This window comes from Neobacillus paridis, from assembly GCF_016765675.1.
Taxonomy (GTDB): domain Bacteria; phylum Bacillota; class Bacilli; order Bacillales; family Cytobacillaceae; genus Neobacillus; species Neobacillus paridis.
This window is the reverse complement of the sequence record NZ_JAESWB010000168.1, coordinates 735,855-761,928: the sequence shown is the minus strand read 5'-3', so window position 1 is coordinate 761,928 and position 26,074 is coordinate 735,855. Positions and strand designations below refer to the sequence as shown.

Below are 26,074 nucleotides of genomic sequence, written 5' to 3'. Positions count from 1 at the left end.
TATACGCTTCAACTAATGTGGGTTCATCATTTTACTTTTGCTACTCCTAAGGCCAAATGACTCCAAAGTATATCCTCAATTAATCCAGCTTGTGATTCTTCGCACTCAACTATTAGAATGATTTCAGAAATTTTACCTTTAAACACTCTCTTGTTTTTCTTTACAACTAATTCGATAAAAAGGCGAATCGCAAAGCCAATCATAAACCCAACAAATGCCCCTATCAATCCCCAATAAATGGGACCCCAGGATAGTTTAAATCCGATACTTGCTCCAATAACCGATAAAGCCGTAGCAAGACCCATACCTATATCAATAAGGGATGTACCATCTGAGAGATGCAGCGTATCAAAAATTTTTCGGCCCTCTTTTCTGTTATCCAAAGGAACAGCAAATATACTTTCCTTTGGAATTCCTTGCTTTTCTATGGTTGAAATGGCCATTTCTAAAAGCTCGGTTGTTTCAAATGTTGAAAAAAGCTGCAAATGTATCACTTCACTTTTTGTCCTTTTAGGATTTGGAACCCTTTTGTTTGATAATTTTCCATCAAATAACTTCGTAATTCTTCCTCGAAAAGCTTGTTATTCTCGACCGTATTCATGTAAGAGTCATAAGTAGCAAAACCGTAATGTGAAGGGATAAAAAGGAGCCATTCCGGCTTTAAAACGGAGGTAGCCTCTTTGATTTTACCCAAAAACAGGAGTCCGATCGCCTCTTGAACATGTGAATAATAAAAAAATACAACTAACCAAATGATCACAAATATAGCTGTTAAAATCCTATGAATATACAGCTGCCCCAGCCCCGGGATAAACAATGACCACATAACTGAAAGGACGGGATTTCGCTTATCCAGGTAGTTAATCTCTAACGCTCCTAATGAAAATAAATTAAAACGGTGTGCCTCTCGATCGGCTAAAAGATAAACCTTATTCATATCAACAGTTGTCCGATAACTGTCCCAAATACCAAAAAGATAAACAGGAATATACATTAGAAGCCAATTTGTATCTAACACTTCCTTTGCCATGTCTATATTCCCTTGAAAGGAATAAATCATTGCAGAATTAACATGGGCATTCACATTAACGACCACTTCCCAAATAAACAATGCATACCCCCTAAGGTATTTAGATAGCAACATATGCCCAAATCCCGGAAACGCTGCTGACCACCAAGCAATAATATAGGGATTTCTCAAATGCAGTTGTGTTGTTCCAAAAATACTAACATGGGCCTTATATCTTCTGGAGGTGTTATCATTTGTGTAATTGTTCATTTCATCCACCTTCAGGAATTATTTATAGTATTTTTCCAAAGTTGGATATATTTATTCTTGGGATACCGTCAGGAAAATGCAGATTTACAACGTTAAGGAAATCTAAATACAAAAAACCTAATTTCTCGATGTTTTAAGTGAAAAATTAGGCTTGAGTTAGTTCATTAAAGCGCCAGATTGTGAAGAACGCCCTTGTAATATTTCACAATCTTGATTTTGAAAAATGAAATAGCACTCTTCATCTTGAAGAATGTTCTCGTAGTTGTTTTGTTTTTATTAGTTACGTTTAATACCATGATTACAAACAATAGTAAAATGGATTAAAAAGCTTTAAATATATAGCATACTTGTTTTCAGCTTCCTCTTAATAAATTCAAATGCATATAAAAGGAGTGTTCTCGAAAAGTGATAACCCAGATATTGAATTTTAGATAATTTAACATTTAGTATTCTATACCGCTTCATATATTTTAATCCTAAGAAAATGTACACTATATGAAGAAGAGCATTATAAATTAAAAAACGAGAAAACTTTCCATAAGACCATTTTAACATCCATAAACTGGTGATAAAATAAGGACCTAACATAAAAAAATCCATACTATTTAAAGGCGGTATTCCTTCATAAAGCCCCCACCATTTTTTTCTTTTACCAATTACAGACACAACTTTTGAAAAAATATACATAAATAATGAGGCTGGAAAAAATGTCCTGAAAGACCTTCGACCTAATAATGGTATGGTTAACCAAGGAATAACCGCTATAGCTATTAACAATAATTTCGAGTTTTTCATTCACACACCTCCAATACTTATAGAGTGTGTAATTTTTTTGCAAATTATCCAAATATGATCGTTATGCCGGAGCAAAGCGAGTATTAAAAGAATAGACTTTATAACCAAAAGGGCCCACAGGGGGCCCTTTTGACTTGTATGCACAAAAATATTACTCATATGCCCATACTTCAAAACAGAATATGTACGGGCTATTCCTTCATCATTTTACTAAACATGACCGAAGACGCGACCATGGCGGCTAAAAACAAACCTAAAAGAACGAAAAGTCCGTAATCCATTTCCTTCACTCCCTAAAGAATTCTACAACTTTGATTATATCATTATTTTATTATAATGTTCCATTAACATATTGGTAAACTTATTTTTATAGTCTTGTGAAAAAAATAAGTTTAGTACTAAAAACAAGCAAATCTGCAAAAAGCGGCTCCCTATATCCAATTTGAAATCGTTTTCTGTATTTAGGCGCGAAGTTACTATAAGGCCATTTTTCGCTAAAAATTTTATAGCTGGTTAACGTATGTATTGCTGGCGAACCCAAACAATGTCGGGCCACCACCAGAAACGAGTTTTTAAGAGATTGACATTTTTGTCTACCGATACGACTACCAAAAGAAGAACGGGAAGAATGGAAAGAAACCAATGAATACTGGATCTCCTCCTCCACCGCCTTGGTTTACATAGGCTGCCCCAACAATAATTAATAAGATGAACAGAACGACAATTAAAGCAAAGCTATTTCCTGTACCTTCTGTCTTGCTCATTCTGTTACCCCCCTTCAACCTGCCGTATATATAGACAAAATATGTCCATTTAATAATTTTGCTTGGACATGCACCTGTTAATGGTGGAAAAATTTCAAGTCATTAAATTGTCGCAGGTTTGACTATTTTTTCGTACCACCAATACGATATAATGAACAAAGGAAATTTTTTATCTAGAGGAGAGAACTTTCTTCTAGGATTCAAGGAGGAATAACCATGGCGCAGCCTTTTAAAGCATTGATCGTCAATAAACAGGACGATCTATTTTCAGTAGAGATCCAAAACCACCTTACATTGAATGACTTACCGGAAGGAGACGTTGTCATCCGTGTCCACTATTCCGGGGTGAATTATAAAGACAGTCTTGCAGCGATCCCTGATGGTAACATTGTCAGAACCTATCCGATGATTCCGGGAATTGACTTGGCCGGTGCTGTTGTTTCGTCAACCGACCCCCGTTTTAAGGAAGGCGACGAAGTCATTGCAACGAGCTATGAAATCGGGGTTTCCCATTTCGGCGGTTACAGTGAATATGCACGAATCCCGGCAGAATGGGTTGTCCCCCTTCCTAAGGAGCTATCCCTGAAAGAAGCGATGACGATCGGAACTGCCGGATTTACGGCCGCCTTATCCGTGCAGCGATTGATCGAAAATCATGTTTCGCCAGAAAAAGGACCGGTCCTCGTTACCGGAGCAACTGGCGGCGTCGGCAGTTTTGCCGTTTCGATACTTGCAAAACTCGGATACAAGGTCGTCGCCAGTACTGGCAAAAGCTCGCAGCATGACTTTTTGAAAAAACTAGGAGCCAACACGATCGTTCCTCGCGAAGATGTTTTTGATGGAAAAATAAGATCATTAGGGAAACAAAAATGGGCAGCTGCTGTCGACCCTGTTGGCGGTGAGCAGTTAGCAGCCATGTTAAGCCAAATCCAATATGGCGGGTCGGTAGCGGTAAGCGGCTTGACCGGGGGAACAAAGGTTCCGACGACTGTCTTTCCATTCATCCTAAGAGGCGTCAATTTACTTGGGATTGACTCCGTCTATTGTCCAATGGAGACGCGGCTAAAAATCTGGGAGCGCCTGGCAACTGATTTTAAACCAATCCATTTAGAAGCGCTGATCCAGCAGGAAATCAGATTGGAACAACTCCCAGAGGTCCTCCCTACTCTTCTAAAAGGCGAAGCAATTGGCAGAACCATCGTACAAGTTTAATTTTCGAAAAGACTGTCTTAGATTTTCCTGATTTAAGACAGTCCCGTGCTCTAATTGACAAAGGGGTGAAGTGATTGCTGACAAAGAAAGAGTTAGCAGATATTAAAGCACTGCAACAGGTTTGTGAACAGGACGGTGGATTTCAGTTAAAGCTGAATTTCGACATGCTCGAAAACCGAACCGGGAACCGCCAAGAGGATTTCTTCCATTTTGAAAACGGCCAGCTTGTCGGCTTTCTAGGAAGCTATGGTTTTGGTAAAAAAATTGAGCTTTGCGGCATGGTCCATCCGAACTACCGCCGAAGGGGCATCTTTTCACGTCTGCTGAAAATGGGAATTGACGAGGCGAAGAAACATCAGGCTGAAACCATTTTATTAAATGCTCCAAAAAGTTCATCTTCTGCCCAAGAGTTTTTAAAGACCATTCCCTGCTCTTTTTCGTTTGCCGAATATCAAATGAAATGGCATCCGACAAAGTTAGTCGAGGATGAGGGCATTACCGTAAGACCAGCGGTAACAAAGGAAGATGAGGAAGCCGAAATCCAACTCGATATCCACAGCTTTGGCTTTAGCGAGCAACAAGCTCGGGATTTTGCCGACATGATCAGGGAATACAGCAGTGACCAAAGGCTGATCATTGAAGCAAATGGAAAAACAGCCGGTAAAATGCGCGTCTCCGAATTGATTGGGGAAGCATGGATCTATGGATTTGCTGTTTATCCCGAACTCCAAGGAAAAGGTATCGGCAGAAAGGCCCTATCTAAAGTGGTAAAAATGGAACAGCAAAAAGGACTGTCAATTTTCCTCGAAGTCGAAGCCAAGAACGCCCACGCCCTAAGACTCTATGGTTCTTGCGGGTTTAAGAGCTACCAGGCCCAGGATTATTATCTATACACGAAATAGTTAACCTGGACCTTACTAAAGGCCAACCGTATTATCTTAATTAAAAAATTGTCCCCTAAACTATATAAGTCTAGGGGGTATTTTAGTCATTTATTCATTGATTTCGTAAACTAATATATCAAAAAGTTTTTTATCCGTATAAAGCAGGATCGCCCATTCTCCTGGCTTTGGAATCTTGACATTGGATGGTGCGTGGGCATCTGCTCCATTATTTGGACCGCCGAGTTCAATTGTCCAACCTGTTGTTAATATTTGATGGACGGTTTTTGTTTCTTTATGATATCCTACAACCGTTAAATTTTTAGGACTTTCAATGCCCCACAAATGCCACATCCATTTTTGAGGGCTTAAACTTGGCATATCCGCGCCAATGACACCTGATTTATTTTTATTCCCGATTATGTTGTTTTTTAAAGTGACGGCCTTTTTGTCCCAATCAATCCCCTTAACATCACTTTCTTGAACAAAATCAGGAATCCCTTCTGGTAACTTCATATCCTTTTCTGTTTCTTTTGATGTGCAGCCCATTAACAGTGAAATCCCAATCAGAAATAAAAATACTGAAAATCTTTTTATAACAATCAATTTGTAAATAACCTCCTTTTCATTTCTAGACGAAAAAAAAGAGGTTAGGTTTCGTAATATTCTGATTTACCTGAGAATAATCCAAATCAAACTCCTTTTATTTTGGTCATTTTATAGATGTGAGTTTGCGTCGTCTGTGGATTAGTGAGCAGATATGAATAGCTCCAAACCAAATCGATCGTCAGATTATGTTTATTGAACTCGCTGATGCCCAGCTGATTTTAACATCTAACATATTTCTTGTGCAATATCTGACTCCGATAACGTGACGGCCACTACATAATCAGACAACATATAAAAATACGCTCCATCCATCCAACGATCAAAATCCGACTCAGACATGGCTTTAGGGTCTGCAATAATGCCTGCAAAGTACATGGCATCATAGTTACCTGTGGCATAAAGCTCTTCCGCTAAAGGTTGATTTATTTTTATTTTCTTTGCGATTGGTTTCATAGCACCTGTAGCCACACCAAAAAGCGGCTCATGTACACCATTGGATATGTACATTCTTTTCGTTCGTTCCTTGCCGAGGGCTTTAAGCTCCTGCATCACTGTTTCGAAATCCATCGTTGTGTACTTCCTTCCTTCATATTAATAACTATTCATTTCCTTGGCTTCAAAGGATTTTTTTACCTTTTTACAGAAATCGCCAGAATCACTCATACTTCTTCCTCTCTCTATAAATATTGATTTACCAGCGTTTTGATCCGTTGGTTAGGTGCCAAAGGATTTTTCGACATGTTTGCTAAAAAATTTTAAATAATAGGACAAGTTTTGAAAATTAGAATTAAAGTCTGATCTTGACTTCAGTTCCATCCTTTGCTTTAATATCGACCAGCACAATCCCTTTATGATTTTTAAGTTCATCGACGATCCGTTTTAAAGCCGATTTATCGAGTGGGGGGATGACAAAAGGAATTTTACTTTTTTCGATATATGCCTTTGACCATTCGTTCACATGCTGCTGCAGCATTTTTGAACAAAGAATGGAAATGCCTAAATTCAAAATCATGGATGGAATGGGAACTGAGAAACTTACATCTTTTGATTTTACTCTAACATGAAGCATCTGCGTCCTCTACTCGATGATGACTGAAACGGTATCGCCATTTGCTGCTTTAATATCAACAATTTGACCATCCAGTTCGTTTTCAATCGCTTCAAGAATCATGTTAATATCAATATCCTTCAAATATTTCTCTGACTCGGGTATGCTTGAGGCAATGCTGTGTCCGGCCATGAGAACAACCTTGACAAGTTTGATTGGCAAATTGATCTTAACATTGTCATTTTCTGATGACTCAACACGGATCTTTAGCATTTTGTCCAAATATTTCGATGTCCGCGGCCCGTCATCCCTTGAAGAATTCGTTTTTTTTGTAAGTATATTGCTGCTTTCTTCCTTTTCCTTCAAGACTTCAATTAGCTCTGAGCCCTTTTCTGCATCGATTTTACCTTCTTGTACCATTGCCAAAACCTTTGCAATTTCTTCTTTCATGTCATTCTCCTCCTATTCGTCTTTTAGAAGCTTAATCGCTTCTTCCGGAGTGATCTCTCCATTTTCCAGCATAGCAACGATCTTTTTCTCATCCACTTCATTTTTCTTTTTTGGCTCATAGCCTAATGATGTGATAATATCTGTTAGCTTGCCACGAACCGTTGGATATGAGATCCCAAGTTCTTTTTCAACTTCTTTGATGTTTCCTCTGCATACTAAGAATACTTCGACAAAGTCCAGCTGTTCCTTGGACAGCGATGCTAATTTCGACATTTCAAACTCATTTTCAATTGTTGTGCTACAGTGTTCGCAGCGCAGCTTCGTAACCTTCAACTTATGACTGCATACCGGACAATTTGTAATCACTGGATAGGTCATAATCAAATCCTTTCTGTAGTTTAATTTAATTTGATTATAATTCAATAAAATTAATATGTAAATAAATAATTTTAATTTTATTTATTCTTACCTTAATATTTTTGATGGTTTTATTTATTTTTTTAATTTTAAGCAGGTGATATTGGTCTGTTCTCCGGTGGCATGATGGAATCATGTTCTCCGGCCCTGATTTAACGGATTGCATTCATTATTCAAACTAAACCGTCTTAAGTTAAGGTGTTCTTAAAAAGTAGAAAATGCCCATTTCCTCCCAGGTTAAACTTAACCGAAGGGTATTTTTGTTCATAATCAAGCGTTATCGGTAGTTAAAGCAAATATATCTGATTGATTCAGCATGAAAGGGAAAGTGTATAAAAAACAATATTTGGTAAAAAATACAAACACAAAAAATTTCCTGTTTTTTAAGGGAGTTCGTGGTATGAAAAAGACTGAAACGATTAGTATCCTTCAAGCCTCTATGATCATAATTACCGCCATAGGAATACTAGATCACGTAATCGTCATTCCAATATTGCTTCAAACAGCAGGACGGGATTCGTGGATTTCTGTGTTGTTCTCAGGGATTTTGTTGCTAGCTTGGATTCCACTCATTTTTTTCATCATGAAGGGAAGCGGACAGCAGCACCTTTTCCTTTGGCTAAAGCAACTTTTAGGGCCTATATTTGCCTATTTAATTATCCTGATTATCCTTATGGAAATGTTTCTCATGTGTGCCACGACTATTCGGGATGTTACCTACTGGACTAATATTACATACCTGCCGAACACACCAAATTTGGTCCTTGTTTTCTGTTTTTCACTGGTCTCCTTTTATATTGTTCATTCTGGATTGCGTTCCATTGCGATTGTGAATGGGATACTGCTTCCCCTTGTAATCGTGTTTGGCTTCATTGTTATGGCTTCAAATTTTCCCCATAAAGATTATTCCATGCTGTTTCCTCTTTTTGAGCACGGATCTGAATCTGTCCTAAAAGGAATGATGTACGCAGGATCAGGGTTTGTTGGAATATTCTATTTTGTTTTTATGCAGCATCGAATTCAGTCAAAAATAAGGTTTTTTCCCCTTCTAATAACAGGAATGATGTTGGTGGAATTGACACTTGGTCCTCTAACAGGGGCGATTGCGATTTTTGGGCCGTATGAAGCTGCAAGAATGCGTTTCCCAGCATTTGAACAATGGAGGTTGGTCACGTTCAAACATTTTATTGAACATGTCGACTTTTTATCTATTTATCAATGGATCGTCGGATCTTTTATAAGGGTATCGTTCGGAATGTTTTTAATCCCGGAACTTTTGAACATACCGAAGAGTAAAAAACGAACCGGTTACTTGATTGTGTTGTTTGTTCTTCTGATTGCGATATCCCAAGTCCCCATTAGCGATAAAACGTTCATGATATTGTTATCGAAGGTATACCTGCCTTATATACTGCTATTAATTTTACTCTTATCTGCTTTACTTACCTCAACAGCATGGATACAAACAAAAAAGAAGGTGGAGTCATGAAAACTTGGCAGTTTATCACTAACCTTTTTCAAAAGGAACAACAAGCAAAAAGTAATCAGGAATCGTCTGCCGGAGCGAAACCCCAATATGTGGATTCCTCTTTGGTGAAAAATGAGACATGGGCTAAGGAAACTTTCAAAGATTGCCAAGATGTTAAAGTTGAGAAAATAAGCTTTCACGAGGGACCGGTGGTTTGCGTCCTGATGGTCTATTGTGAAGGGTTATCCGATACGAAACGGGTTAATGAAACTATCATTCCAAGCTTAAGCAAATGTCTTGATGAGATTGGGTCCCAGTTTTTAAATGAAGATGTGCTGCTCTCTCAGTGGCCCATATCCTCGTTACAAAAGGAAGTGCTACTGAATAACCTTGAACAGAAAGTCTTTAACGGGGAAATGATCTTGTTTTTTGATGGGCTGGCATCCGCTTTTACCCTCAACATTTCAAACCCCCCCAACAGAAAACCTGAGGAGACTAATACGGAGGTTTCCATACGTGGGCCAAGAGACGGGTTTATTGAAGATCTTTCCGCAAACGTTGCGTTGGTTCGGAAAAGATTGCGGACCCATTCTATGTCTTATGAACAATATACATTAGGGAAGCGCAGCCAAACGAAGGCAGGGCTCCTATACATAAAGGATGTCGTTCGTTCAGAAGTAGTGGAAGAAGTTAAATATCGGCTTTCTGAAATTGACATGGATGCTATATATAGCTGCAATGAACTAGAGGAATGGCTGGCCGAATCAAAATGGAGTTTGTTTCCGCTTTTCGATTACACAGGCCGGCCGGATTATTTGGTCTCCACCTTACTGAGAGGTCGCTTTGCCATTCTTCTTGACGGTGTTCCAACAGCAATCATTGCTCCGGTCAATTTAACGCTCCTATTTAAGTCTGCTGAGGATCTTCATAATCCATATTCAGGTGTTGCATTCAGTAGATTTTTAAGAGCACTAGGCTTGTGCATCGCCTTATTCCTGCCGAGTTTTTTTATCGGTATCGCTACATATCATCAGGATCAACTTCCCTTGACACTGCTGGCCACCATTGTAATGTCAAGAAAAGGGGTGCCACTCCCCACTCCTATAGAAGGCATTTTCATGTTACTTGCCTTCGAACTGTTTAAGGAAGCGGGGGTTCGCCTTCCAAGTGTTATCGGGCAAACGCTTGCTGTAGTGGGCGGTTTGATCATTGGAGACGCCGCCATTCGCGCAGGGCTCACGAGCCCAACGTTATTGGTAGTAATTGCGACAACTGCAGTGGCCACAGATACTCTTGTGAATCAGTCTTTGATCGGAGCCGTAAGTATTCTCAGGATTTTAATCCTAATCGTCACTTCTTTTTTAGGGATATTCGGACTTCTCCTTGCCGTTATCGTAATTCTGATTAGCCTTGCCAATCTCCGTTCTTTCGGGGTTCCTTACCTTGCCCCCATTTCCCCCATTTCCTTTCGTGATATTGTTCAAGCAGTGTTTCGTGCTCCGGCTGTCTATATGAAAAAGCGTCCGAAAATGCTGAACACCGTCGATGCAACAAGGAGAAGGGATCAGAAATAAATGAAAAGAAATGATTGGAGAAAAGCAATATTTGCTATTTTGTTTCTTCCCCTTCTATCGGGTTGTTGGAATGCCAAGGAAGTGGAACATATGTTTTATGCACATGCAGTGGGAATCGACTATTTGGATGGAAAATATAATGTTTATGTGCAAATTTTGGATTTTTCTACATTGGGTAAACAGGAAAGCAGCGGAGGGAAAAGTGAGACCACAGAAGGAGCTTGGGTAGGAAAAGGGCAAGGAAATACGATCGAGACAGCTCTTCATAATTTGTACAAAACTTCACAACGAAGAATTTATTGGGGCCATCTTAATACCGTGATCCTAAGTGAATCAGTATTGAAGCTTGGCATCCATGAAGGCATAGACCTATTAACCCGCTTTAACGAATTCCGGTATACGCTGTGGATATTCGGAACTCGGGCACCGGTCAAAGATATACTTCTTGCCTCGCCCATTTTGGAAGCTTCGCCTGTCTATTCACAACTTGGTGACCCGGGTGACGCATATGAACAAAGTTCTTTTATACTCCCCAAACAGTTATACCGGCTCATTGCCGAGATGAAGGAACATGCTAAAACCCCGTTGCTACCCATAATCAACACAGTTAAGGGATATTGGGTTGACAAAAAGCAAGAGTATAGTGCTCTTGAAGTAGAAGGTTATGGACTCATTAAAAATGGAAAGTGGAACGGTTGGCTACCTAGAACAAAAGCGAAGGGGCTCCGCTGGATCGAACGGAGAACGGCCCGTGCCCCGCTTGTAATAGGTTCGGAAAAACAGCCTGTTGCCAGTATAATATTCGAGCATCCAAAACATGAGATTGTTCCGGTAGTTCGTAACGGTAAGATTTATTTCAACCTTACTATTAGAGTAAAAGGCAACATTATTGAAATAGGAAAGGGGGCCTCCGAGTCATTATTAAAAAGCAAATCTGAAAAGTTGATCCGTGAAGAGATTAGGCAGACATATAGGGAAGGGCTCAAGCAGAACACGGATGTTCTTAATCTGCTGGATTCCCTTTATCGAAAACAACTGCCGGAATGGCAAAGACTTAGACAATCTGGCAAGGTTCCTTTAGATGGTTCATCGCTTCAGAAAATCAATGTAAAGGTGAATATTACGAACAGTGGAAGGACGGTAGATAGGTTTTCCGATAACAGTAACTAATAAGGGTATCCTCAACAAAGTTATTTTCGCACGTTAAAATCCACGAGCGATGCTGCGTATGTAAGTTCAAAGAATTGGGGGAAGCCACTAATGTATCTTAAATTCTTTACACCATAATTCTCTTATCGAATAAAATAAAGCCGATGAATCCTTAGCGTAGGAAAAATCGGCTTTCTGCATGTCGAATTTTGCTTAGCGTATGTTTTCCGCGTTTTGTTGGTGGAACCCCAAATATGAATCATTACAACCGGTTATTTCTCCCATAGTTCAACCAGTCTGCCTTCTGGATCTTTAATCCATATAAAAACAAATTCCTTCTTCAATCAGCCTGCTCTTTTGTTAACATAATGCATAAACATATGCAGTCCTTGTTTCTTATTTTTTCAAGTGGTACGGGACCGTTGTAACGACTACATTTCTCCGATACAGTAGGAATGTTCGAATCAGTAAGCTTGATTGGTTATGAAGAATATTATGCCAGCCTTTTTTAGGGATAAATTGTGGGATGACCACCGTTACCCGGTAATTCCCTTCCCGAGCTTTATGCTCTACAATATCGACAAATTTCGTCAATGGGTTGATAATACTTCGGTAATACGAGTACAGTGTCACCAGTCTTACGTCAGGCTGCCATTTCTTCCATCTCTCTTCAAACTGTTTCTCATCGTCTCTGTCAAATGATACATAGACCGCAATAATTTGGTCAGGAGAAAGGGATTTAACATAATTTAAGGTATTCTCGACAACATGCGTCATCCCAGCAACAGGTACGATCATCACATTACCCTCAATAGGGAAAGATGGTTCGCACGTTTTAAGGCTAAGCTGGTCTCCAACCGCTTCATAATGCTTTCTAATTCGATGAAAGTGGTAAACAATGGCAGGTAAGAAAATTAAGATGGGCCATACCTGCGTGAATTTTGTTACCAAGAAAATAATCGTGACGGTAAAGCTAATCAAGGCACCAGTTGTGTTGATGAAAAATTTTGGAACCCACCCTTGCGGCTTTTCTCTCAACCATTTCACCATCATGCCGGACTGGGATAAAGTGAAAGGCAAAAAGACACCAATGGCATAAAGCGGGATCAGATGCTCTGTTTTTGCATGAAAAGCTATGATTAAAAGGATAGAGGAAATTCCTAGTATGATAATGCCGTTTGAATATCCTAATCGATCCCCTCTAATCAGAAACATTCTTGGGATAAACTTATCCTTCGCCAGATTAACAGCCAACAGCGGGAAAGCAGAAAATCCAGTGTTCGCAGCAAGAATTAAGATCAACGCGGTCGTTCCTTGAATAAAGAAATAGACAAAATTCCGCCCAAAGGTATCTTCCGCAATTTGCGAAACAACGGTCACCTTTTCACTTGGGGCAATTCCATAGTAATAGGCTAAAAACACAATTCCAGAAAACAGGATAGCTAGCAGCGCTCCCATTGCCATTAATGTTTTCGCAGCATTTTTTGGAGCAGGGGCTTTAAAGTTCGGGATGGCATTCGATATCGCTTCCACCCCTGTTAAGGCAGAACTTCCTGATGCAAACGCCCTTAAAAGGATAAACAAACTGATCCCTGCCACTGGTGTGCCAATGGGCGTGTGTAAATGCGGAGGAACCCCTCCCGATGCAATCTTATAAATCCCTACACCAATTAAGATAAACAAGGCAAAAACAAATAAGTAAACAGGATAGGCTAATACGGAAGCCGACTCCGTTACTCCTCTTAAGTTTAAAATAGTGATAAACAGGACAAATACAATGGCAATTTCCACATTATAGCCATGTAAAGCAGGAAAAGCAGATGTGATTGCATCCGTCCCGGAAGACACACTTACCGCAACAGTTAAGATATAGTCCACCAATAAGGAACCTCCAGCAACCAAACCTGCATTGATACCTAAATTGCTCTTTGAAACGACGTAAGCCCCACCGCCATGAGGATAAGCAAAGATAATTTGCCGATAAGACAATATCAGGGCTGTTAAAAGAATGAGTACACCCACTGCGATCGGAATGGAGTACCAAAATGCTGCTGAACTGATCGTAAATAAGACGATCAAAATTTGCTCAGGGCCATAGGCCACAGATGATAGGGCATCTGATGAAAGAATGGCTAAAGCCTTCGTTTTGTTTAGTTTCTGTTCCCCTAATTCATAGGATTTTAATGGCCGTCCAATTAAAAGCCTTTTTATAGATGTAAACATTCAATCCTCACCACCATAAAATGTGTATCAATAAGATATTTGCCCTTGTTAAGGATAGACTCTTAACAGGAGAGAAATAAAAAAGTGCCTACAAGTCAGATGAAATAGACCTGTAGACACATCAATTTACGATTGTCACAAGCTCCACCTTCCTTCTCAATATAACGCTTACGAGGTTAGCTGTCGGATTCGGACCTTTGAGTAGCCCTACCATGAAAGGATTCACCCCTAGGGTCAGTCACAACCCACAAAAATGGTTCCCCCGTACCTAATGGTTTCAGCGATTTAAGAAAATTGAAACTGTGATTATCTTACTCCCATGTTCAGAAAATGTAAATATTTTTTTAAAATGATTAAAACCGAGAATGAACGGAAAGGTTAGATACGTGGATAGATCATTTCACTCGTGCCAAAGGAGGATAGCATGTTCAAAGAAAAGAATCCCATTTTATCTGATGAATTTTTAGATCACTTAGTGAAAGAAATCAACCAGCTATATGGTGAGCCAACCAAAGAACAAATGACGGAACCCATAGACCATGATGAAGAGTAAGTTGACAAAAAGGTTTTCGCATTACTGACTTCAAACCGCATAATGCGGTTTTTTGTATTCCTCTTCATCTTTTAGCTCAATAAAAAAAAGACTCTAAAAGAGTCTTTTAATATTTGTTCTTATCATTAAGCTTTGTGAACGTTTGAAGCTTGGGGACCACGTTGGCCTTGCTCTACGTCAAAAGTCACTGCTTGACCTTCTTCAAGAGTTTTATACCCTTCGCCTTGGATCGCTGAGAAATGAACAAATACATCGTCTCCACCTTCACGTTCGATGAATCCGAAGCCTTTTTCGCTGTTGAACCATTTTACTTTACCTTTTTCCATTTGTGTTGCCTCCTAATGTGTAAATAAACACAATTTAATACTATCCTTGCTCTCAGTGATGATCAAGACGAAAAGCTTAACTGATACTATCCCTTACACCGAACAAAAATAATTCTTCTAAAGAATAGCATTTTTTGAATGTTTTTGCAAGGATGTTTACTATTAACTGTTGAATTTGGGGTACGAGTACAAAAAAAGAGCGATGAGATACAGAATATCCTACTTATTTTTTCCAGATAAAGGTATTCTTTCTTTTTTTCGTGAGGACTTGGAAGTTTTTTTACGTTTACCATTGCCTCCTTTTACGCCAAATTCCCTATTCCCCTTATAGTTTCTCCTTTGTTTTTCTTGTCCTTTTCCTTTAGACTTATTGGCATATCTCGGTGCCTCGGAAGTTAGCTCCACAGGAATATCCTTCTGTTCCTTCGACAACAATTTCAAGGCAATGGAAACTAACGCGATCGAGTCGTATTGTTCGAGCAATTCACTTGCTGCTTGTTTAAACTGTTTGTAATCCGCCTCTTCAACCAATTGAATCATCTTTTCGATTGCGGCTCTCTGTATTGACTCCCTTGCCTCTGCTATAGTCGGTATGGATTTGCGCTGGATATGCCCTTTTGACGCTTTTTCAATACTGTGAATCTGTCCGATTTCCCTCGGTGTAGCAAATGTAATGGCTAACCCTGTCTTACCTGCCCGCCCCGTTCTGCCAATTCGGTGAACATAACTTTCCGGGTCTTGGGGGATGTCAAAATTGTAAACGTGGGTAACCCCCGATACATCAATTCCTCTTGCAGCCACATCGGTTGCCACTAAAATATCAATGTTTCCCTCACGAAATTTATTCATCACCACATCTCGCTGTCGTTGATTTAAATCTCCGTGCAACCCATCGGCAAGATACCCTCTTTTATTCAATGCATCACTTAATTCATCCACGCGTCTTTTTGTTCTTCCAAAAATTACGGCTAATTCTGGATTATCCACGTCTAGTAGACGGCAAAGGACTTCAAATTTATCCCGTTCTTTAACCTCATAATAAATTTGCTTAACTGTTGGAGAGGTAACTTCCTTCGCTTTAATCTTTATTAACTCCGGATTGTTCATAAACCTTTCAGCAAGATTTTGAATCAGTTTGGGCATGGTTGCAGAGAATAGCAAAGTTTGTTTTTCATCAGGGGTCTCTTTGAGGATTCGTTCGATATCCTCCAGAAAACCCATATCTAACATTTCATCAGCTTCATCCAATACCACCGCTGAGATGCGATCTAACTTCAATGTTTTACGTTGAATGTGATCCAAAAGTCTCCCAGGTGTTCCCGTAATAATGTGTGGGACCTTTTTTAATGCTTTAATTTGGCGATCTATAGACTGTCCTCCATAAATAGGAAGTGAGGATATGCCCATGTATTTCGCAAGCCGATTGATCTCTTCTGAAACCTGAATCGCTAATTCTCTTGTCGGGGCGATGGCAATCGCTTGAACAAATTTTTTACTCGTATCCACTTTCTCCAAGATAGGTATGGCGAAGGCAGCTGTCTTACCTGTACCTGTTTGTGCCTGACCAATAATGTCCTTCCCTGCCAAAGCAATGGGGATGGCTTTTTCTTGAATAGGAGATGCTTCTTCAAACCCCATATCCGTAATCGCTCGTTGAATGGGTTCACTAATGCCCATTTCCTGAAATGTAGTCATACCTCAATCCCCTTTTATTTGTTTACTCTTTTTTATATTGGACTTAACCTCTTGTTAGAATGCACATATTTATTAATTTTTACAAGCTAATTAGGAAAGACCCTGTTTACACGATTATCATAAACAAAGTTCATAATATGATGATTTATTTTTAAATATGTTTCTCTCCTAATAAAAAAGCACCCATTTATTCGGATGCATACTGACATATTGATTGTTGATGTTACCAAAAATTTTTTAACAATAAAGCATTTTAGGATATTTTAAAAAGGCACTCATCCAACCTTTTTATTTAATAAATCTATTGCCTGATTTTCAGTGATCCCTCTAATGATGCTTAGTTCACTAATGAAAATCTTCCGTGCACTCTCAAGCATTTGCTTTTCGCTTGAATTGAGAGTTTTCTTTTTGTTTAAGCGCATTAAATCACGGACAACTTCCGCACCCTCCTGAATATTGCCTGTTCTCAACTTTTCTGTATTAATCTTGTATCTTTCTTTCATTGAGAGTGTTGTATCTGTTTGCCCGTATTGAAAAATGTCCAATACGTGTTCAAGTGTAGGTATATCGGCAACTAAGCGAATTCGTGATTTTTTTACTTTGTCAGTAGGAATCATTACTTGCATGTCCCTGATTGGCATTTTTATCAAATAATACCGATGTTTCTCACCTAGAATTTCTTTTTCTTCTATTGCTTCAATCACACCGGCCCCCTGCATTGGATAAACAATGGAATCACCAACATGAAACATTTGAACACCTCCAAATTTGAAACCTTATTAAGCATAACACATAGGACATTTTTAAGCAAATAAATTATTATACCACCATTTATCATTCTATATCAACACTTTTATTTTAGAATTTCTTTTTCGGCTAATGAAAAGTCAAAAAAATACAAAGGAATAAAGCAACCTTTGTATTTTTTAGTTCTTGAAATTCTTCATTTGACATTGCCATACCATCATCCCTAAGGAAAATATAATTACTGAATAACATTTCATTAATTTTAATTATATCAATAATTCAAAAGATATTTAAAGGGTATCAACTCCCGCCGATTAAAGCTCCAATCGATTTCGCCTTACATTTTAGCAATTCTGCGTACTCGGCAATTTTTTCATCGTTAAGCCGAACTTCCGGAGTGGCTATTCCGAGGGAGCCTTCTACACCCCGTGGCCCCAAAATAGGGACTGCCACGCCTGCTGTACCTAAGGTTGTTTCCCCAAAGCTAACGGCATAACCTCGCTCACGGATCAGACTTAACTCTTCAACCAAAGCCTCTTTGCTGTGTATCGTTTTGGGGGTTCTTAATTCAATTTTGAAGTGACTAAGATACGCTTCCTGCTCACCCGGCTCCATAAAAGCAAGAATCGCTCTCCTGGTGGCAGCGATATGAAGCGGAAGCCGCAGGCCAATGGGTTCATATACTCTCAACTGATGGTCGCTGTCAACAGAATCAATCAGCATAGCTTCGTATGAATGAACCAAAATATTCAAATAGACCGATTCCCCTGTCTTATTTTGTATCTCCTCCATGAAGGGGCGCGCCACATCTTTGATGGAATAAAGCGATTGGGCATGAAACCCCAATTCGATCAAAAAAGGGCCGAGAAAAAACTTTTTGTTTTCTTGATTTTGACTGACAAAACCATACTGCTGCAAGTCCTGCAAAATACGGTGGGTGGTTGCCGGATTAAAGCCTGCCAGACGGGCTAATTCCGCTGCTCCCCATTCTTTTTTTCCCTCACGCGGCTTTAATAGGGATAATAACGTAAAGGCCTTATTTAACAGTTCTGACATTACATTGGTCCTTTCCTTAAACACTATTTGGATTCAATTCATTGTATCGTTTACTGAGACCATGCTCCCCCCTCTTTCAAGGGGCAGGCGGAAGACTATTTTTCCATCCTATGCTCTACTAAATAATCGGTAAATAACGGGCTGCTTTTTTCCGGCTCCGTTAAGACGAACGGGTCAAGCAGCAAATGGGCCTCCTGCTCTGAAAGAATTCCTTTTTCTACAGCGATTTCTTTAATGGTGCTTCCTTTTATATAGGCTTCTTTTGCCAAACCAGATGCTTTTTCATAGCCGAATAGAGCGGCAATGACGGTTGATAGAGCTAATGATGAACGGGCATTTTCTTCACAAATTTTTTCATTGGCTTTAATGTCCTTGATACATTTTTCAATAAAGATGCGAATTCCGTTGGTTAACCATTCAAACGACTCGGAAAGATTCTTAATGATTAACGGTTCCCATACATTTAAATCTAATTCACCGCGGTCCGCAGCCAGCATGATAGCCGTATCATTTCCGTATACTTGGAAACAGATCTGCATCACCATCTCCGGGATGACGGGATTGATTTTTCCCGGCATGATCGATGAACCCGGCTGGACGGCCGGAAGAGAAATTTCGGAAAGACCCGCGCGCGGTCCCGATGATAGCAGACGAAGATCAGAGGCCATTTTTGATAATCCCGAGGCTAACCCTCTCAAGGCAGCTGACACTTTTAAGTAAAAATCACCATTTTGCATCCCGTCAAAAAGGTTTCTGTCTTGATGAAAAGGAACGCCCGTGATTGATGATAAATGCTCATAAACTGCTTCTACATAACCCGGATAAACGCCAATCCCCGTTCCAATGGCTGTTCCTCCCAGTGGCAGAGACAAACAATGTTTTTGAACCTCTCTTAACTCAAGGATATTCCTTTCAACAAATCCTTTATAACCGCTGAATTCCTGTCCTAATGTGATCGGTACAGCATCCTGCAAGCAGGTTCTGCCAATTTTGACCACATGCTCAAACTCTTTTATTTTCCTTTCCAATATTCGTTCTAACTGCTCCAAGATTGGAATTAAATCCTCTATATAATCATAACAAGCTATATGTATCGCACTTGGTATAACGTCATTTGTTGATTGAGCCATGTTTGCATGGGTATTCGGATGGACGCTGGTGTAGCCTTTTTCTCCGGTTAACCATTCATTGGCCCTGTTGGCGATGACTTCATTTACATTCATATTTAATGAAGTCCCGCCCCCTCCTTGAAAAATATCAACCGGAAATTGGTCATCCATTTTCCCTTCCAAAATTTCTTCTGCCGCTCTCCCAATTGCCTTGGCTGTTTCAGCGTCTAACCGTCCAATTTGATGATTAGCCATTGCAGCTGCCTTTTTAATGCAAGCAACGGCATGAATGACTTTTGGATAAGCACTTTCATTGATGCCCGAAACAGGAAAGTTGGTACGAGCCCTCTCCGTCTGGATTCCGTAATACCTTTCATCTTCCAGAACCATTTCGCCAAGAGAATCTTTTTCTTTTCTCATTTTCTGGCCCTCCATTTTTAACCGTCCAACACTGAGGTAGGAAAAATTAATTTTAGTATATCTCATATCATGAGATTAAATTATAAATAATGAGATCACTATCATTATATTCCTTGTCTAAATTGTTCTCAAGTTAATTTGGAAGGTTTTTTCAAGAAAATTTGGGAAAACCGAACCGTTTAATTGAAGTTTTTGTGGAATTTTATGTTAAACTAAACGTAATGGATTTGCGAAATTTTACATATAAAACTTACGGTTAAATGTTAGTGGATTAAATGTTTTAAGATAGCAGGGCCTATTAATTAATGGAAATTTAAATTTTAGATGTGACAATAATAAAATCTCAAAAACGATTGTTTTTGAGATTTTTTATTTTGAACAAATTTTGTTCGATTTAATAACCTTTCGATGTTTCAAAACATTACTTAAAATCTATATATCTATTACCACCGTTTATGATACTATTTTACATAGAGGTGAATGATTTTAAATGAGTTCATATGTTTATGGTTACGCTCGGGTAAGTACCCGGCAACAAGAATTAGCTCGACAACTTGATTTATTGGAAAAACATAATTGCAATGAAATATTGACTGAAAAAATGACAGGAACAAAGGCTGATCGCCCTGAACTAGGCCGGCTGAAGGATAAATTAAGACCGGGTGATATTGTAGTAGTTGAGAGTTTTTCACGTTTAGGTAGAAGTACGAAAGATTTAATTGATTTAGTCAATTATTTTGAGGAACACGATGTAAAATTAATCAGTTTAAAAGAAAACTTCGACACATCAACACCACAAGGAAGATTAATGATGACAGTGTTCCAAGCATTTAGTCAATTTGAACGTGACTTAATTGTTGAACGGACCAAAGAGGGATTAAAAAGTGCCAGAGCGCGTGGTAGGCAAGGAGGACGACCAAAAGTTAATTCAAGAGAGATTACAAAAGCAATCAAACTTTATAATACCGAGCAATATAGTGTGAAGGAAATTGTTGAAATGACTGGAATTAGTAGGGCCACTCTTTACCGATATTTACAAAAATAAACGTTCAAAATATCTTAGAAAAAATCAAGGGAGTTATGTTATGGCATCGATTGAGAGAACAGCGTATCCTCGATTTAAACGAAACCTAACGAAAAAAGAACTACATCAAATCTATACTCCAACAATAGAGGAAATCCAATTTGTTTATTCCTTTGCGCGGGGATCAGAATTTTTGCTGAAGGCTATGGTGCTGCTGAAAGCGTTTCAGAAATTGGGGTACTTCCCAAAGGGGAGCTCCATCCCGAAAGGGATCATTGAACATATTCGAGATTGCTTAAGCTTATCACAGGATACTCCACTTGATATCCAACCATCTCGAGTTACCCGTAAATATCAACAAAAGATCCGAAATCGGCGAAAATGCTGTTATTGGTATGGGAGCTGTTGTGTTAAAAAGTGTTGGGGATGGTGAGACAGTTGTGGGGAATCCAGCCAGACTTCTTACCTAAGAAATTCCCCTTTGATTCAATTAGAAAAAAGCAGCGGAGCAATACTTATTGTTTCAAGAAGAAACCTTAATGCTCTGTCTATTTAATATCTATCATTAAGTTCCACAAATTTGTTTTCTACCTTTTAATTTTTAATATGCTATATTGGGGTAATTCACTTTGGAGTAATGTGAGGTCAGACCCCTTAATAGACAGCCCCTTCCTCCGACAAATAACCGTATTTTACTCATGCATTAAATAAATCATAGGGTGAAGGAGCGCTATCAACAATTGTTCCTTCATAACCTTCGTATACTTCGAAAACTTCACCTTCATGGTATAGATATAGTTGATCTCAGCTTAGAAGGCACCGATTAGAAATTGGTGTCTTCTTACACTATTAGCAGATTTCAGCTTGTAAAATGCGCTCAAAGGAAAGCCTTAGAATATCTTTATCGTTGATAATTTTTAACCATCCTTCAATTATATTTACTTTTTGAATCCATCCCCAAAATTTTGCGGTTCCATATTTTTCTGCATAGGTTATCGTAACTGCTCGCTCTTGTTCAATTGATTTAGCAATCACACGGTTAATTTCTTGAAGCTGGTCATCGTCTAATATAGGCGGGTTAAATTTTTGTTCTTTACGCTTCTCCTCTAATAGTTGCTCTCTATGTTCAGGTAGCATCATCCGACTCGATTCCCACCGTAAATTATAACCTTTGCTTAACTTATTCACTACCATTTAGAATCACCTCTATTTATAATGTCCACCTATTTTTCTTGCACGTTCAGAAGCTTGACCTGCTTTAGTTAATGAAGAAGCCCTATATATTGCTGTACGTCCATATTTATCCCAAATAGCATCAAATACTGAATTTAGCTTTTCTTTTCGTAAATAATTTTCAAATAAATCAATTTGATAATTATCAGATGGTTGCAAATTAGATAATGAAACACCTAGACTCCTGATCGGCTGTTTATCCCAAAATTGTTTTAGTAATTGATAAGCAGCATTAAAAATATCTAAATCGTAATTAGAAGCCACTGGTAAAGTTGTTTGACGATGAAATCCTGTTGGGAAATCAAAACTAGCACCACGTACTCCACATGACACTGTAACACCCATGTATCCTTTTTTTCTACATCTCCTTGCTACTTCAGTACATAATTCAAGAAGAACTATTTTTATCTCATCCAAATTAGTGTAATCTCTGGGCAACGTCATATGGTGCCCTATTGCCTTTTGTTGATTATGTGTTTTAACTGTGACAGGTGAGTAATCAATACCGTTAGCAGTCTGCCATAGTACTTCTCCATTAATTCCCCAACGCTTTTTAAGTAAACCAACTGGAAATTTAGCTAACTGTCCGATCGTAAAGATGCCCATACCTTGCAAATGCTTCTCCATTTTTTGTCCAACGCCAAACATCTTTCCAATAGGCAGTTTCCAAAGTTGCTCCATATTTGTCTCATTCAGCTTAAATATTCCCGTCTCATTTTTTTTCGCAAAATTATCGCATGCCATTTTTGCAAGAATCTTATTTTTACCAATACCTACCCTTGCATATACCCCTGTATCATTCATTATCTTCTGTTGAACCTTTTTAGCAATTTCAAATTCATTCCCAAATAACTTTTGACTACCCGTGACATCCATAAACTGTTCATCAATTGAAAATGGTTCGACTAAATCAGTAAATTGCTCCATGATCTTGCTAATTGCTAACGAGACATTTATATAAGTTTGCATATGTGGTCTAACTACAACTAGATCTGGACATTTATTTTGAGCTTCCCATAATGTCTCTGCGGTTTTAATACCATACTTTTTCGCAAGTGGACATGCAGCAAGTATAATACCTGATCTGCGTTCAGGATCACCGGCTACAACTAGAGGTTTATCTTTGTATTCACTATTTCTAACTTTTTCAACTGATGCATAAAATGATTGGATATCTGCAAGGAAAATCACTTTATCACCCATCACATTATCTCCTTTCATAAAAAAGAACATACTTTCGTATTTATTATATGCGAAAGTATGTTCGTTTAATACTGGTAAATAGTTCAAACTTATAAAATATAAGAAATTACTAATTTATATAATAAAATCCTGATTTTAACAACTTCGTCCAAAATGCTTTTTTGAACATGGTCAAATTTCTTCTTAACAATTTGTTTCGAAAGAGTATAAAGTAAAATTCATTCAGTTTAAACCAAATCTGAATGGTCATGTTTGAATTGGAAAGAAAGCACATGCTAAAATTACTCTTTATCACAAAGCTCTCTTTGAATTGCTGTTTTTTTACCATGTGCTACATACAAATTCACAAATCAGTTTAATAAGAAAATGGCTTTACCCTATGTTGAAGAAATGCACTTTTTGAGGAGAACACACTAACTTTTATCTAAAACCAAATCGCTGATTTTGATCCTCCAAATCATATGATCGTGCCCTTTGCCCCAATAATCCTTTAACAAATAATTAGGGTCTCTTCCATCAAATTCAAGATTACTTAAAGATTCATATAGCCCATTGGGCCTGTAAGACCCCTAATTCCGTTAATGGGGAATCCTTATGTCCTTACATCCTCTTCTGGACATTCCATTCTGTTTGTCCATGCCTTACTATGTACAATGTAGTTTTTGACAATCTCAAATTCTTCCTTCAGCTAATATGTAAGCGTAAAATAATCCCCACCTGGTTCACAGGTGGGGATTATTTTACGCTTACAAACCTCTAAGGTTTCATTATTCAAATGGTGGATGCATTTTCGATTTTCTCGATTAATTGTTCTCCTAATTCCTTGGTAAATAGTTGGACATTAGTCATCTTCAACCTCAATTAAGAAAATTTTTTCTTTAAAGCCTCCCCGCTTTACAGCTTTTTGGCGGCGGACTTCCTCAACATTTTCAATTGATCCTCCGTGACATTCTGCCAGGGCATGGATGATCTCTAGTAGATCGGCCAGCTCTTCGATAGCATCTTTGTCATTATCAGCATTTACATATTCATCCAGTTCTTCGAAGCTTTTCTTTTTCAGTTCTTTTATATATTCTTGGTCATCTAATATTCTCGTAGAAAACTTTTTTCCTGTGTTTTCGATGATTTCCGGTATGCGGTCTCGGACAAGTTTATTGTGAATTGGCATGATTGATTCCTCCGAATATAATAATATGTCATTTTATCTACTCCAAAAATATGATTATTAGGAGAGTTAGGATAGGGTTGGTTTGTCATCTCATCCTCCGTTTTTAGTATTTTTAACGTAGATGTGAAAATTTACTTACAACAGCTAATTAAATAAAATAGGATTCATTACTCCTCAAAATAATCTAAGTCAATTCTTTTGATAGTATACTGAATGACATCGGAAACGCCAACATTGAATTTCATCATAAACTTTGCTAAATCAGAACCATTCATAAGGATAATCTTCTTTTCAATTTTCCCTACATACTCCCTTGCCTCTTTTGTAAAATCAGATGTAGTAATAAAAACTCCTTTTCGAGCACGCATGCCTTCTAAGCTACCAGCAAATTTTTGAATTTCCGGTCGACCAACTATATTTTCCCATCTTTTTGCTTGTACATAAATCATATCTAACCCAAGGACATCCTCTTTAATTATTCCATCTATACCTTCGTCTCCACTTCTTCCAATGGCTCTACCAGCATCTTCAATGGAACCTCCATATCCCATGGAGACTAAAAGTTCGACTACTAATCGCTCAAAAAAATCAGGTGAACAACTCTTCACCTTATCCAACAATTCCTCACTTACTTGTTTTTCTAGTACCTTAAAGCTTTCCTCCAATTTTTCTTGAGGGGTTAATTGTTCTTCTTGAATTCCATGTGTATTGAATTCAAGATTATCCTCGTCCAAAGAGTCATTTATTTTTTTAAACTTCCGAAACTCTTCATACTTTAGTAAATTTTGTTGCGTTAATTCATTGATTTCTGGGTTATTAAGAATTTCCAACCCTCGCTCGGTGATTATAAACGTACCTCTACGTACGTTTTTTAGCAATCCTGCATTTTTCAAATAAGTTCTCGCCCAACCTATCCTATTTTGGAACACTAATTGTTTGCCGCTAGGTAGTAACTCTGCTCGTTCTTCTTTGCTTAAATTAAAATAGTCAGCTAAGTATCTATAAGCTTCCTGTAATGTATGCTCTTCTTGATCACGTAATAATTCTAAAAAGGGGTACATAAATCTTTGATAATTAGGGATAGACATAAATGATAACTCCTTACCTTGGTATCGGTCATAATCTAATTTGCCAATAGAGCATATACTTGAGGTAAATGCTCTTCATCCAAATCCAATAGAAAACTACGAAATTCATCATAAAACACACGATAAATACTGCTTAAACTCTCAACCTCATTAATTAAAGCTAGTTCTGCTTCGGCAGGTGCTTGTCCAAGAAGAATATTCCTTTTTAGCTCTGAAGAGTGGCCTTTTTCTGTCATGTAAATTATTAAGTTCTTCACTTCCTGCATAAACAATGGTGCTTTATTTACAAAATTCGTAACCTCTTCTTCAACATTTCTTTTCTGAGTCGTGGATGTTGTTTGTCCATTTCTGTCATCCTCGAACATTCCCTTTAAAACGGCATAAAGCTCTTTTAATTCATTTTCTGTTAGCGTCACGCCTTTTCCCATTTTGATATGGGTACTGTCCCAGTCACGGATATCGTATTTAGGCTCAAAGCCATTCCAGCTTATCAAGTTCAATTCTTTCTTCCAGCCCTTTCCTGACTGGGAGGAAAGGACTCCAAGTTGTTTCTTAATTTCATACGTGATTTTTGCCATACTAT

At 38.4% G+C, this 26,074-nt stretch carries 25 protein-coding genes, 4 pseudogenes and 1 riboswitch; of the genes and pseudogenes, 8 read left to right on the top strand and 21 right to left on the bottom strand.

The window, feature by feature from the left end:
• Positions 1 to 26: 26 nt before the first annotated feature.
• The 4 genes from JK635_RS12700 to JK635_RS12685 form a co-directional block, all read right to left on the bottom strand.
• The gene (locus tag JK635_RS12700; RefSeq protein ID WP_202654359.1) at positions 27 to 485 is read right to left on the bottom strand and encodes a hypothetical protein; all 459 of its coding nucleotides are present in this window, start codon (positions 483 to 485) and stop codon (positions 27 to 29) included.
• Between the two features lie 5 nt (positions 486 to 490).
• Positions 491 to 1,279 (bottom strand): hypothetical protein, encoded by a 789-nt coding sequence (locus tag JK635_RS12695; RefSeq protein ID WP_202654287.1) that lies wholly within the window; start codon positions 1,277 to 1,279, stop codon positions 491 to 493.
• Between the two features lie 330 nt (positions 1,280 to 1,609).
• A complete protein-coding gene (locus tag JK635_RS12690) occupies positions 1,610 to 2,074 on the bottom strand; it encodes a hypothetical protein (RefSeq protein WP_202654286.1) in 465 nt (154 codons plus the stop codon).
• 605 nt (positions 2,075 to 2,679) lie between these two features.
• Positions 2,680 to 2,838, bottom strand: a complete 159-nt coding sequence (locus tag JK635_RS12685) for a YjcZ family sporulation protein (RefSeq protein WP_202654285.1) — start codon at positions 2,836 to 2,838, stop codon at positions 2,680 to 2,682.
• Positions 2,839 to 3,054: 216 nt separating this feature from the next.
• Here JK635_RS12685 and JK635_RS12680 point away from each other — a divergent pair, with 216 nt between their 5' ends.
• Entirely contained in the window at positions 3,055 to 4,050 is a 996-nt protein-coding gene (locus tag JK635_RS12680) for an NADPH:quinone oxidoreductase family protein (RefSeq protein ID WP_202654284.1), read from the top strand.
• A gap of 74 nt (positions 4,051 to 4,124) precedes the next feature.
• The gene (locus JK635_RS12675; protein ID WP_202654283.1) at positions 4,125 to 4,952 is read left to right on the top strand and encodes a GNAT family N-acetyltransferase; all 828 of its coding nucleotides are present in this window, start codon (positions 4,125 to 4,127) and stop codon (positions 4,950 to 4,952) included.
• A 90-nt stretch (positions 4,953 to 5,042) separates the two neighbouring features.
• Here JK635_RS12675 and JK635_RS12670 read toward each other — a convergent pair whose 3' ends face one another.
• The 5 genes and pseudogenes from JK635_RS12670 to JK635_RS12650 all read right to left on the bottom strand — a co-directional run bounded on the left by JK635_RS12670 (position 5,043) and on the right by JK635_RS12650 (position 7,416).
• Positions 5,043 to 5,537 (bottom strand): DUF4871 domain-containing protein, encoded by a 495-nt coding sequence (locus tag JK635_RS12670; protein ID WP_306792939.1) that lies wholly within the window; start codon positions 5,535 to 5,537, stop codon positions 5,043 to 5,045.
• Between the two features lie 234 nt (positions 5,538 to 5,771).
• A pseudogene (locus tag JK635_RS12665) lies at positions 5,772 to 6,107 on the bottom strand (DNA alkylation repair protein); the annotation flags it as partial.
• 220 nt (positions 6,108 to 6,327) lie between these two features.
• Positions 6,328 to 6,609 carry a hypothetical protein gene (locus tag JK635_RS12660; protein WP_202654282.1) on the bottom strand — a complete coding sequence of 94 codons (282 nt, stop codon included), beginning with the start codon at positions 6,607 to 6,609 and terminating at the stop codon, positions 6,328 to 6,330.
• 9 nt (positions 6,610 to 6,618) lie between these two features.
• Positions 6,619 to 7,038, bottom strand: coding sequence for an SHOCT-like domain-containing protein (locus tag JK635_RS12655; protein ID WP_202654281.1), 420 nt, complete (start codon positions 7,036 to 7,038; stop codon positions 6,619 to 6,621).
• Between the two features lie 12 nt (positions 7,039 to 7,050).
• Positions 7,051 to 7,416 (bottom strand): DUF2089 domain-containing protein, encoded by a 366-nt coding sequence (locus JK635_RS12650; RefSeq protein ID WP_202654280.1) that lies wholly within the window; start codon positions 7,414 to 7,416, stop codon positions 7,051 to 7,053.
• Between the two features lie 439 nt (positions 7,417 to 7,855).
• Here JK635_RS12650 and JK635_RS12645 point away from each other — a divergent pair, with 439 nt between their 5' ends.
• The 3 genes from JK635_RS12645 to JK635_RS12635 are packed head-to-tail and all read left to right on the top strand — an operon-like array spanning position 7,856 to position 11,667.
• Positions 7,856 to 8,944: a GerAB/ArcD/ProY family transporter gene (locus JK635_RS12645; protein WP_202654279.1), complete on the top strand. Its 1,089-nt coding sequence runs from the start codon at positions 7,856 to 7,858 to the stop codon at positions 8,942 to 8,944.
• Entirely contained in the window at positions 8,941 to 10,497 is a 1,557-nt protein-coding gene (locus JK635_RS12640; protein WP_202654278.1) for a spore germination protein, read from the top strand. The genes JK635_RS12645 and JK635_RS12640 overlap by 4 nt, the downstream gene beginning before the upstream one ends.
• Positions 10,498 to 11,667 carry a Ger(x)C family spore germination protein gene (locus JK635_RS12635; RefSeq protein ID WP_202654277.1) on the top strand — a complete coding sequence of 390 codons (1,170 nt, stop codon included), beginning with the start codon at positions 10,498 to 10,500 and terminating at the stop codon, positions 11,665 to 11,667. It abuts the gene before it with no gap.
• 375 nt (positions 11,668 to 12,042) lie between these two features.
• On the opposite strand, the gene JK635_RS12630 is transcribed toward JK635_RS12635, so the two are convergent.
• Complete coding sequence (locus JK635_RS12630; RefSeq protein ID WP_202654276.1) at positions 12,043 to 13,869, bottom strand: potassium transporter KimA; 1,827 nt, start codon at positions 13,867 to 13,869, stop codon at positions 12,043 to 12,045.
• Positions 13,870 to 14,019: 150 nt separating this feature from the next.
• Positions 14,020 to 14,162, bottom strand: a riboswitch (cyclic di-AMP (ydaO/yuaA leader).
• A gap of 131 nt (positions 14,163 to 14,293) precedes the next feature.
• Here JK635_RS12630 and JK635_RS12625 point away from each other — a divergent pair.
• On the top strand, positions 14,294 to 14,422 hold the full coding sequence (locus tag JK635_RS12625; RefSeq protein WP_202654275.1) for a hypothetical protein: 129 nt from the start codon (positions 14,294 to 14,296) through the stop codon (positions 14,420 to 14,422).
• 125 nt (positions 14,423 to 14,547) lie between these two features.
• Here the strand turns inward: JK635_RS12625 and JK635_RS12620 are convergent, their stop codons facing one another.
• The 5 genes from JK635_RS12620 to JK635_RS12600 form a co-directional block, all read right to left on the bottom strand.
• Positions 14,548 to 14,748 (bottom strand): cold-shock protein, encoded by a 201-nt coding sequence (locus JK635_RS12620; protein ID WP_202654274.1) that lies wholly within the window; start codon positions 14,746 to 14,748, stop codon positions 14,548 to 14,550.
• Between the two features lie 219 nt (positions 14,749 to 14,967).
• Positions 14,968 to 16,443 (bottom strand): degradosome RNA helicase CshA, encoded by a 1,476-nt coding sequence (gene cshA / locus JK635_RS12615; protein WP_202654273.1) that lies wholly within the window; start codon positions 16,441 to 16,443, stop codon positions 14,968 to 14,970.
• Positions 16,444 to 16,718: 275 nt separating this feature from the next.
• On the bottom strand, positions 16,719 to 17,195 hold the full coding sequence (locus JK635_RS12610) for a CarD family transcriptional regulator (protein WP_202654272.1): 477 nt from the start codon (positions 17,193 to 17,195) through the stop codon (positions 16,719 to 16,721).
• A gap of 295 nt (positions 17,196 to 17,490) precedes the next feature.
• Positions 17,491 to 18,246, bottom strand: a complete 756-nt coding sequence (locus JK635_RS12605; protein WP_202654271.1) for an IclR family transcriptional regulator — start codon at positions 18,244 to 18,246, stop codon at positions 17,491 to 17,493.
• A 95-nt stretch (positions 18,247 to 18,341) separates the two neighbouring features.
• Complete coding sequence (locus JK635_RS12600; RefSeq protein WP_202654270.1) at positions 18,342 to 19,775, bottom strand: aspartate ammonia-lyase; 1,434 nt, start codon at positions 19,773 to 19,775, stop codon at positions 18,342 to 18,344.
• 490 nt (positions 19,776 to 20,265) lie between these two features.
• On the opposite strand from JK635_RS12600, the pseudogene JK635_RS12595 reads away from it, so the two are divergent.
• Positions 20,266 to 20,817 (top strand): annotated as a pseudogene (locus tag JK635_RS12595) (recombinase family protein); the annotation flags it as partial.
• Between the two features lie 43 nt (positions 20,818 to 20,860).
• Positions 20,861 to 21,232, top strand: coding sequence for a DUF4158 domain-containing protein (locus tag JK635_RS12590; RefSeq protein ID WP_202654268.1), 372 nt, complete (start codon positions 20,861 to 20,863; stop codon positions 21,230 to 21,232).
• 416 nt (positions 21,233 to 21,648) lie between these two features.
• Here the strand turns inward: JK635_RS12590 and JK635_RS12585 are convergent, their stop codons facing one another.
• From JK635_RS12585 to JK635_RS24270, 6 genes and pseudogenes are all read right to left on the bottom strand, one after another.
• Positions 21,649 to 21,993: a YolD-like family protein gene (locus JK635_RS12585; protein WP_202654267.1), complete on the bottom strand. Its 345-nt coding sequence runs from the start codon at positions 21,991 to 21,993 to the stop codon at positions 21,649 to 21,651.
• A gap of 12 nt (positions 21,994 to 22,005) precedes the next feature.
• A complete protein-coding gene (locus JK635_RS12580; RefSeq protein ID WP_202654266.1) occupies positions 22,006 to 23,235 on the bottom strand; it encodes a DNA polymerase IV in 1,230 nt (409 codons plus the stop codon).
• Positions 23,236 to 23,838: 603 nt separating this feature from the next.
• Positions 23,839 to 23,904: pseudogene (locus tag JK635_RS12575) on the bottom strand (histidine phosphatase family protein); the annotation flags it as partial.
• A gap of 172 nt (positions 23,905 to 24,076) precedes the next feature.
• Positions 24,077 to 24,403, bottom strand: a complete 327-nt coding sequence (locus JK635_RS12570) for a nucleoside triphosphate pyrophosphohydrolase (protein ID WP_202654265.1) — start codon at positions 24,401 to 24,403, stop codon at positions 24,077 to 24,079.
• Positions 24,404 to 24,570: 167 nt separating this feature from the next.
• Complete coding sequence (locus tag JK635_RS12565; protein ID WP_202654264.1) at positions 24,571 to 25,491, bottom strand: restriction endonuclease; 921 nt, start codon at positions 25,489 to 25,491, stop codon at positions 24,571 to 24,573.
• A gap of 362 nt (positions 25,492 to 25,853) precedes the next feature.
• A pseudogene (locus tag JK635_RS24270) lies at positions 25,854 to 26,069 on the bottom strand (YdbC family protein); the annotation flags it as partial.
• Between the last annotated feature and the right edge of the window lie 5 nt (positions 26,070 to 26,074).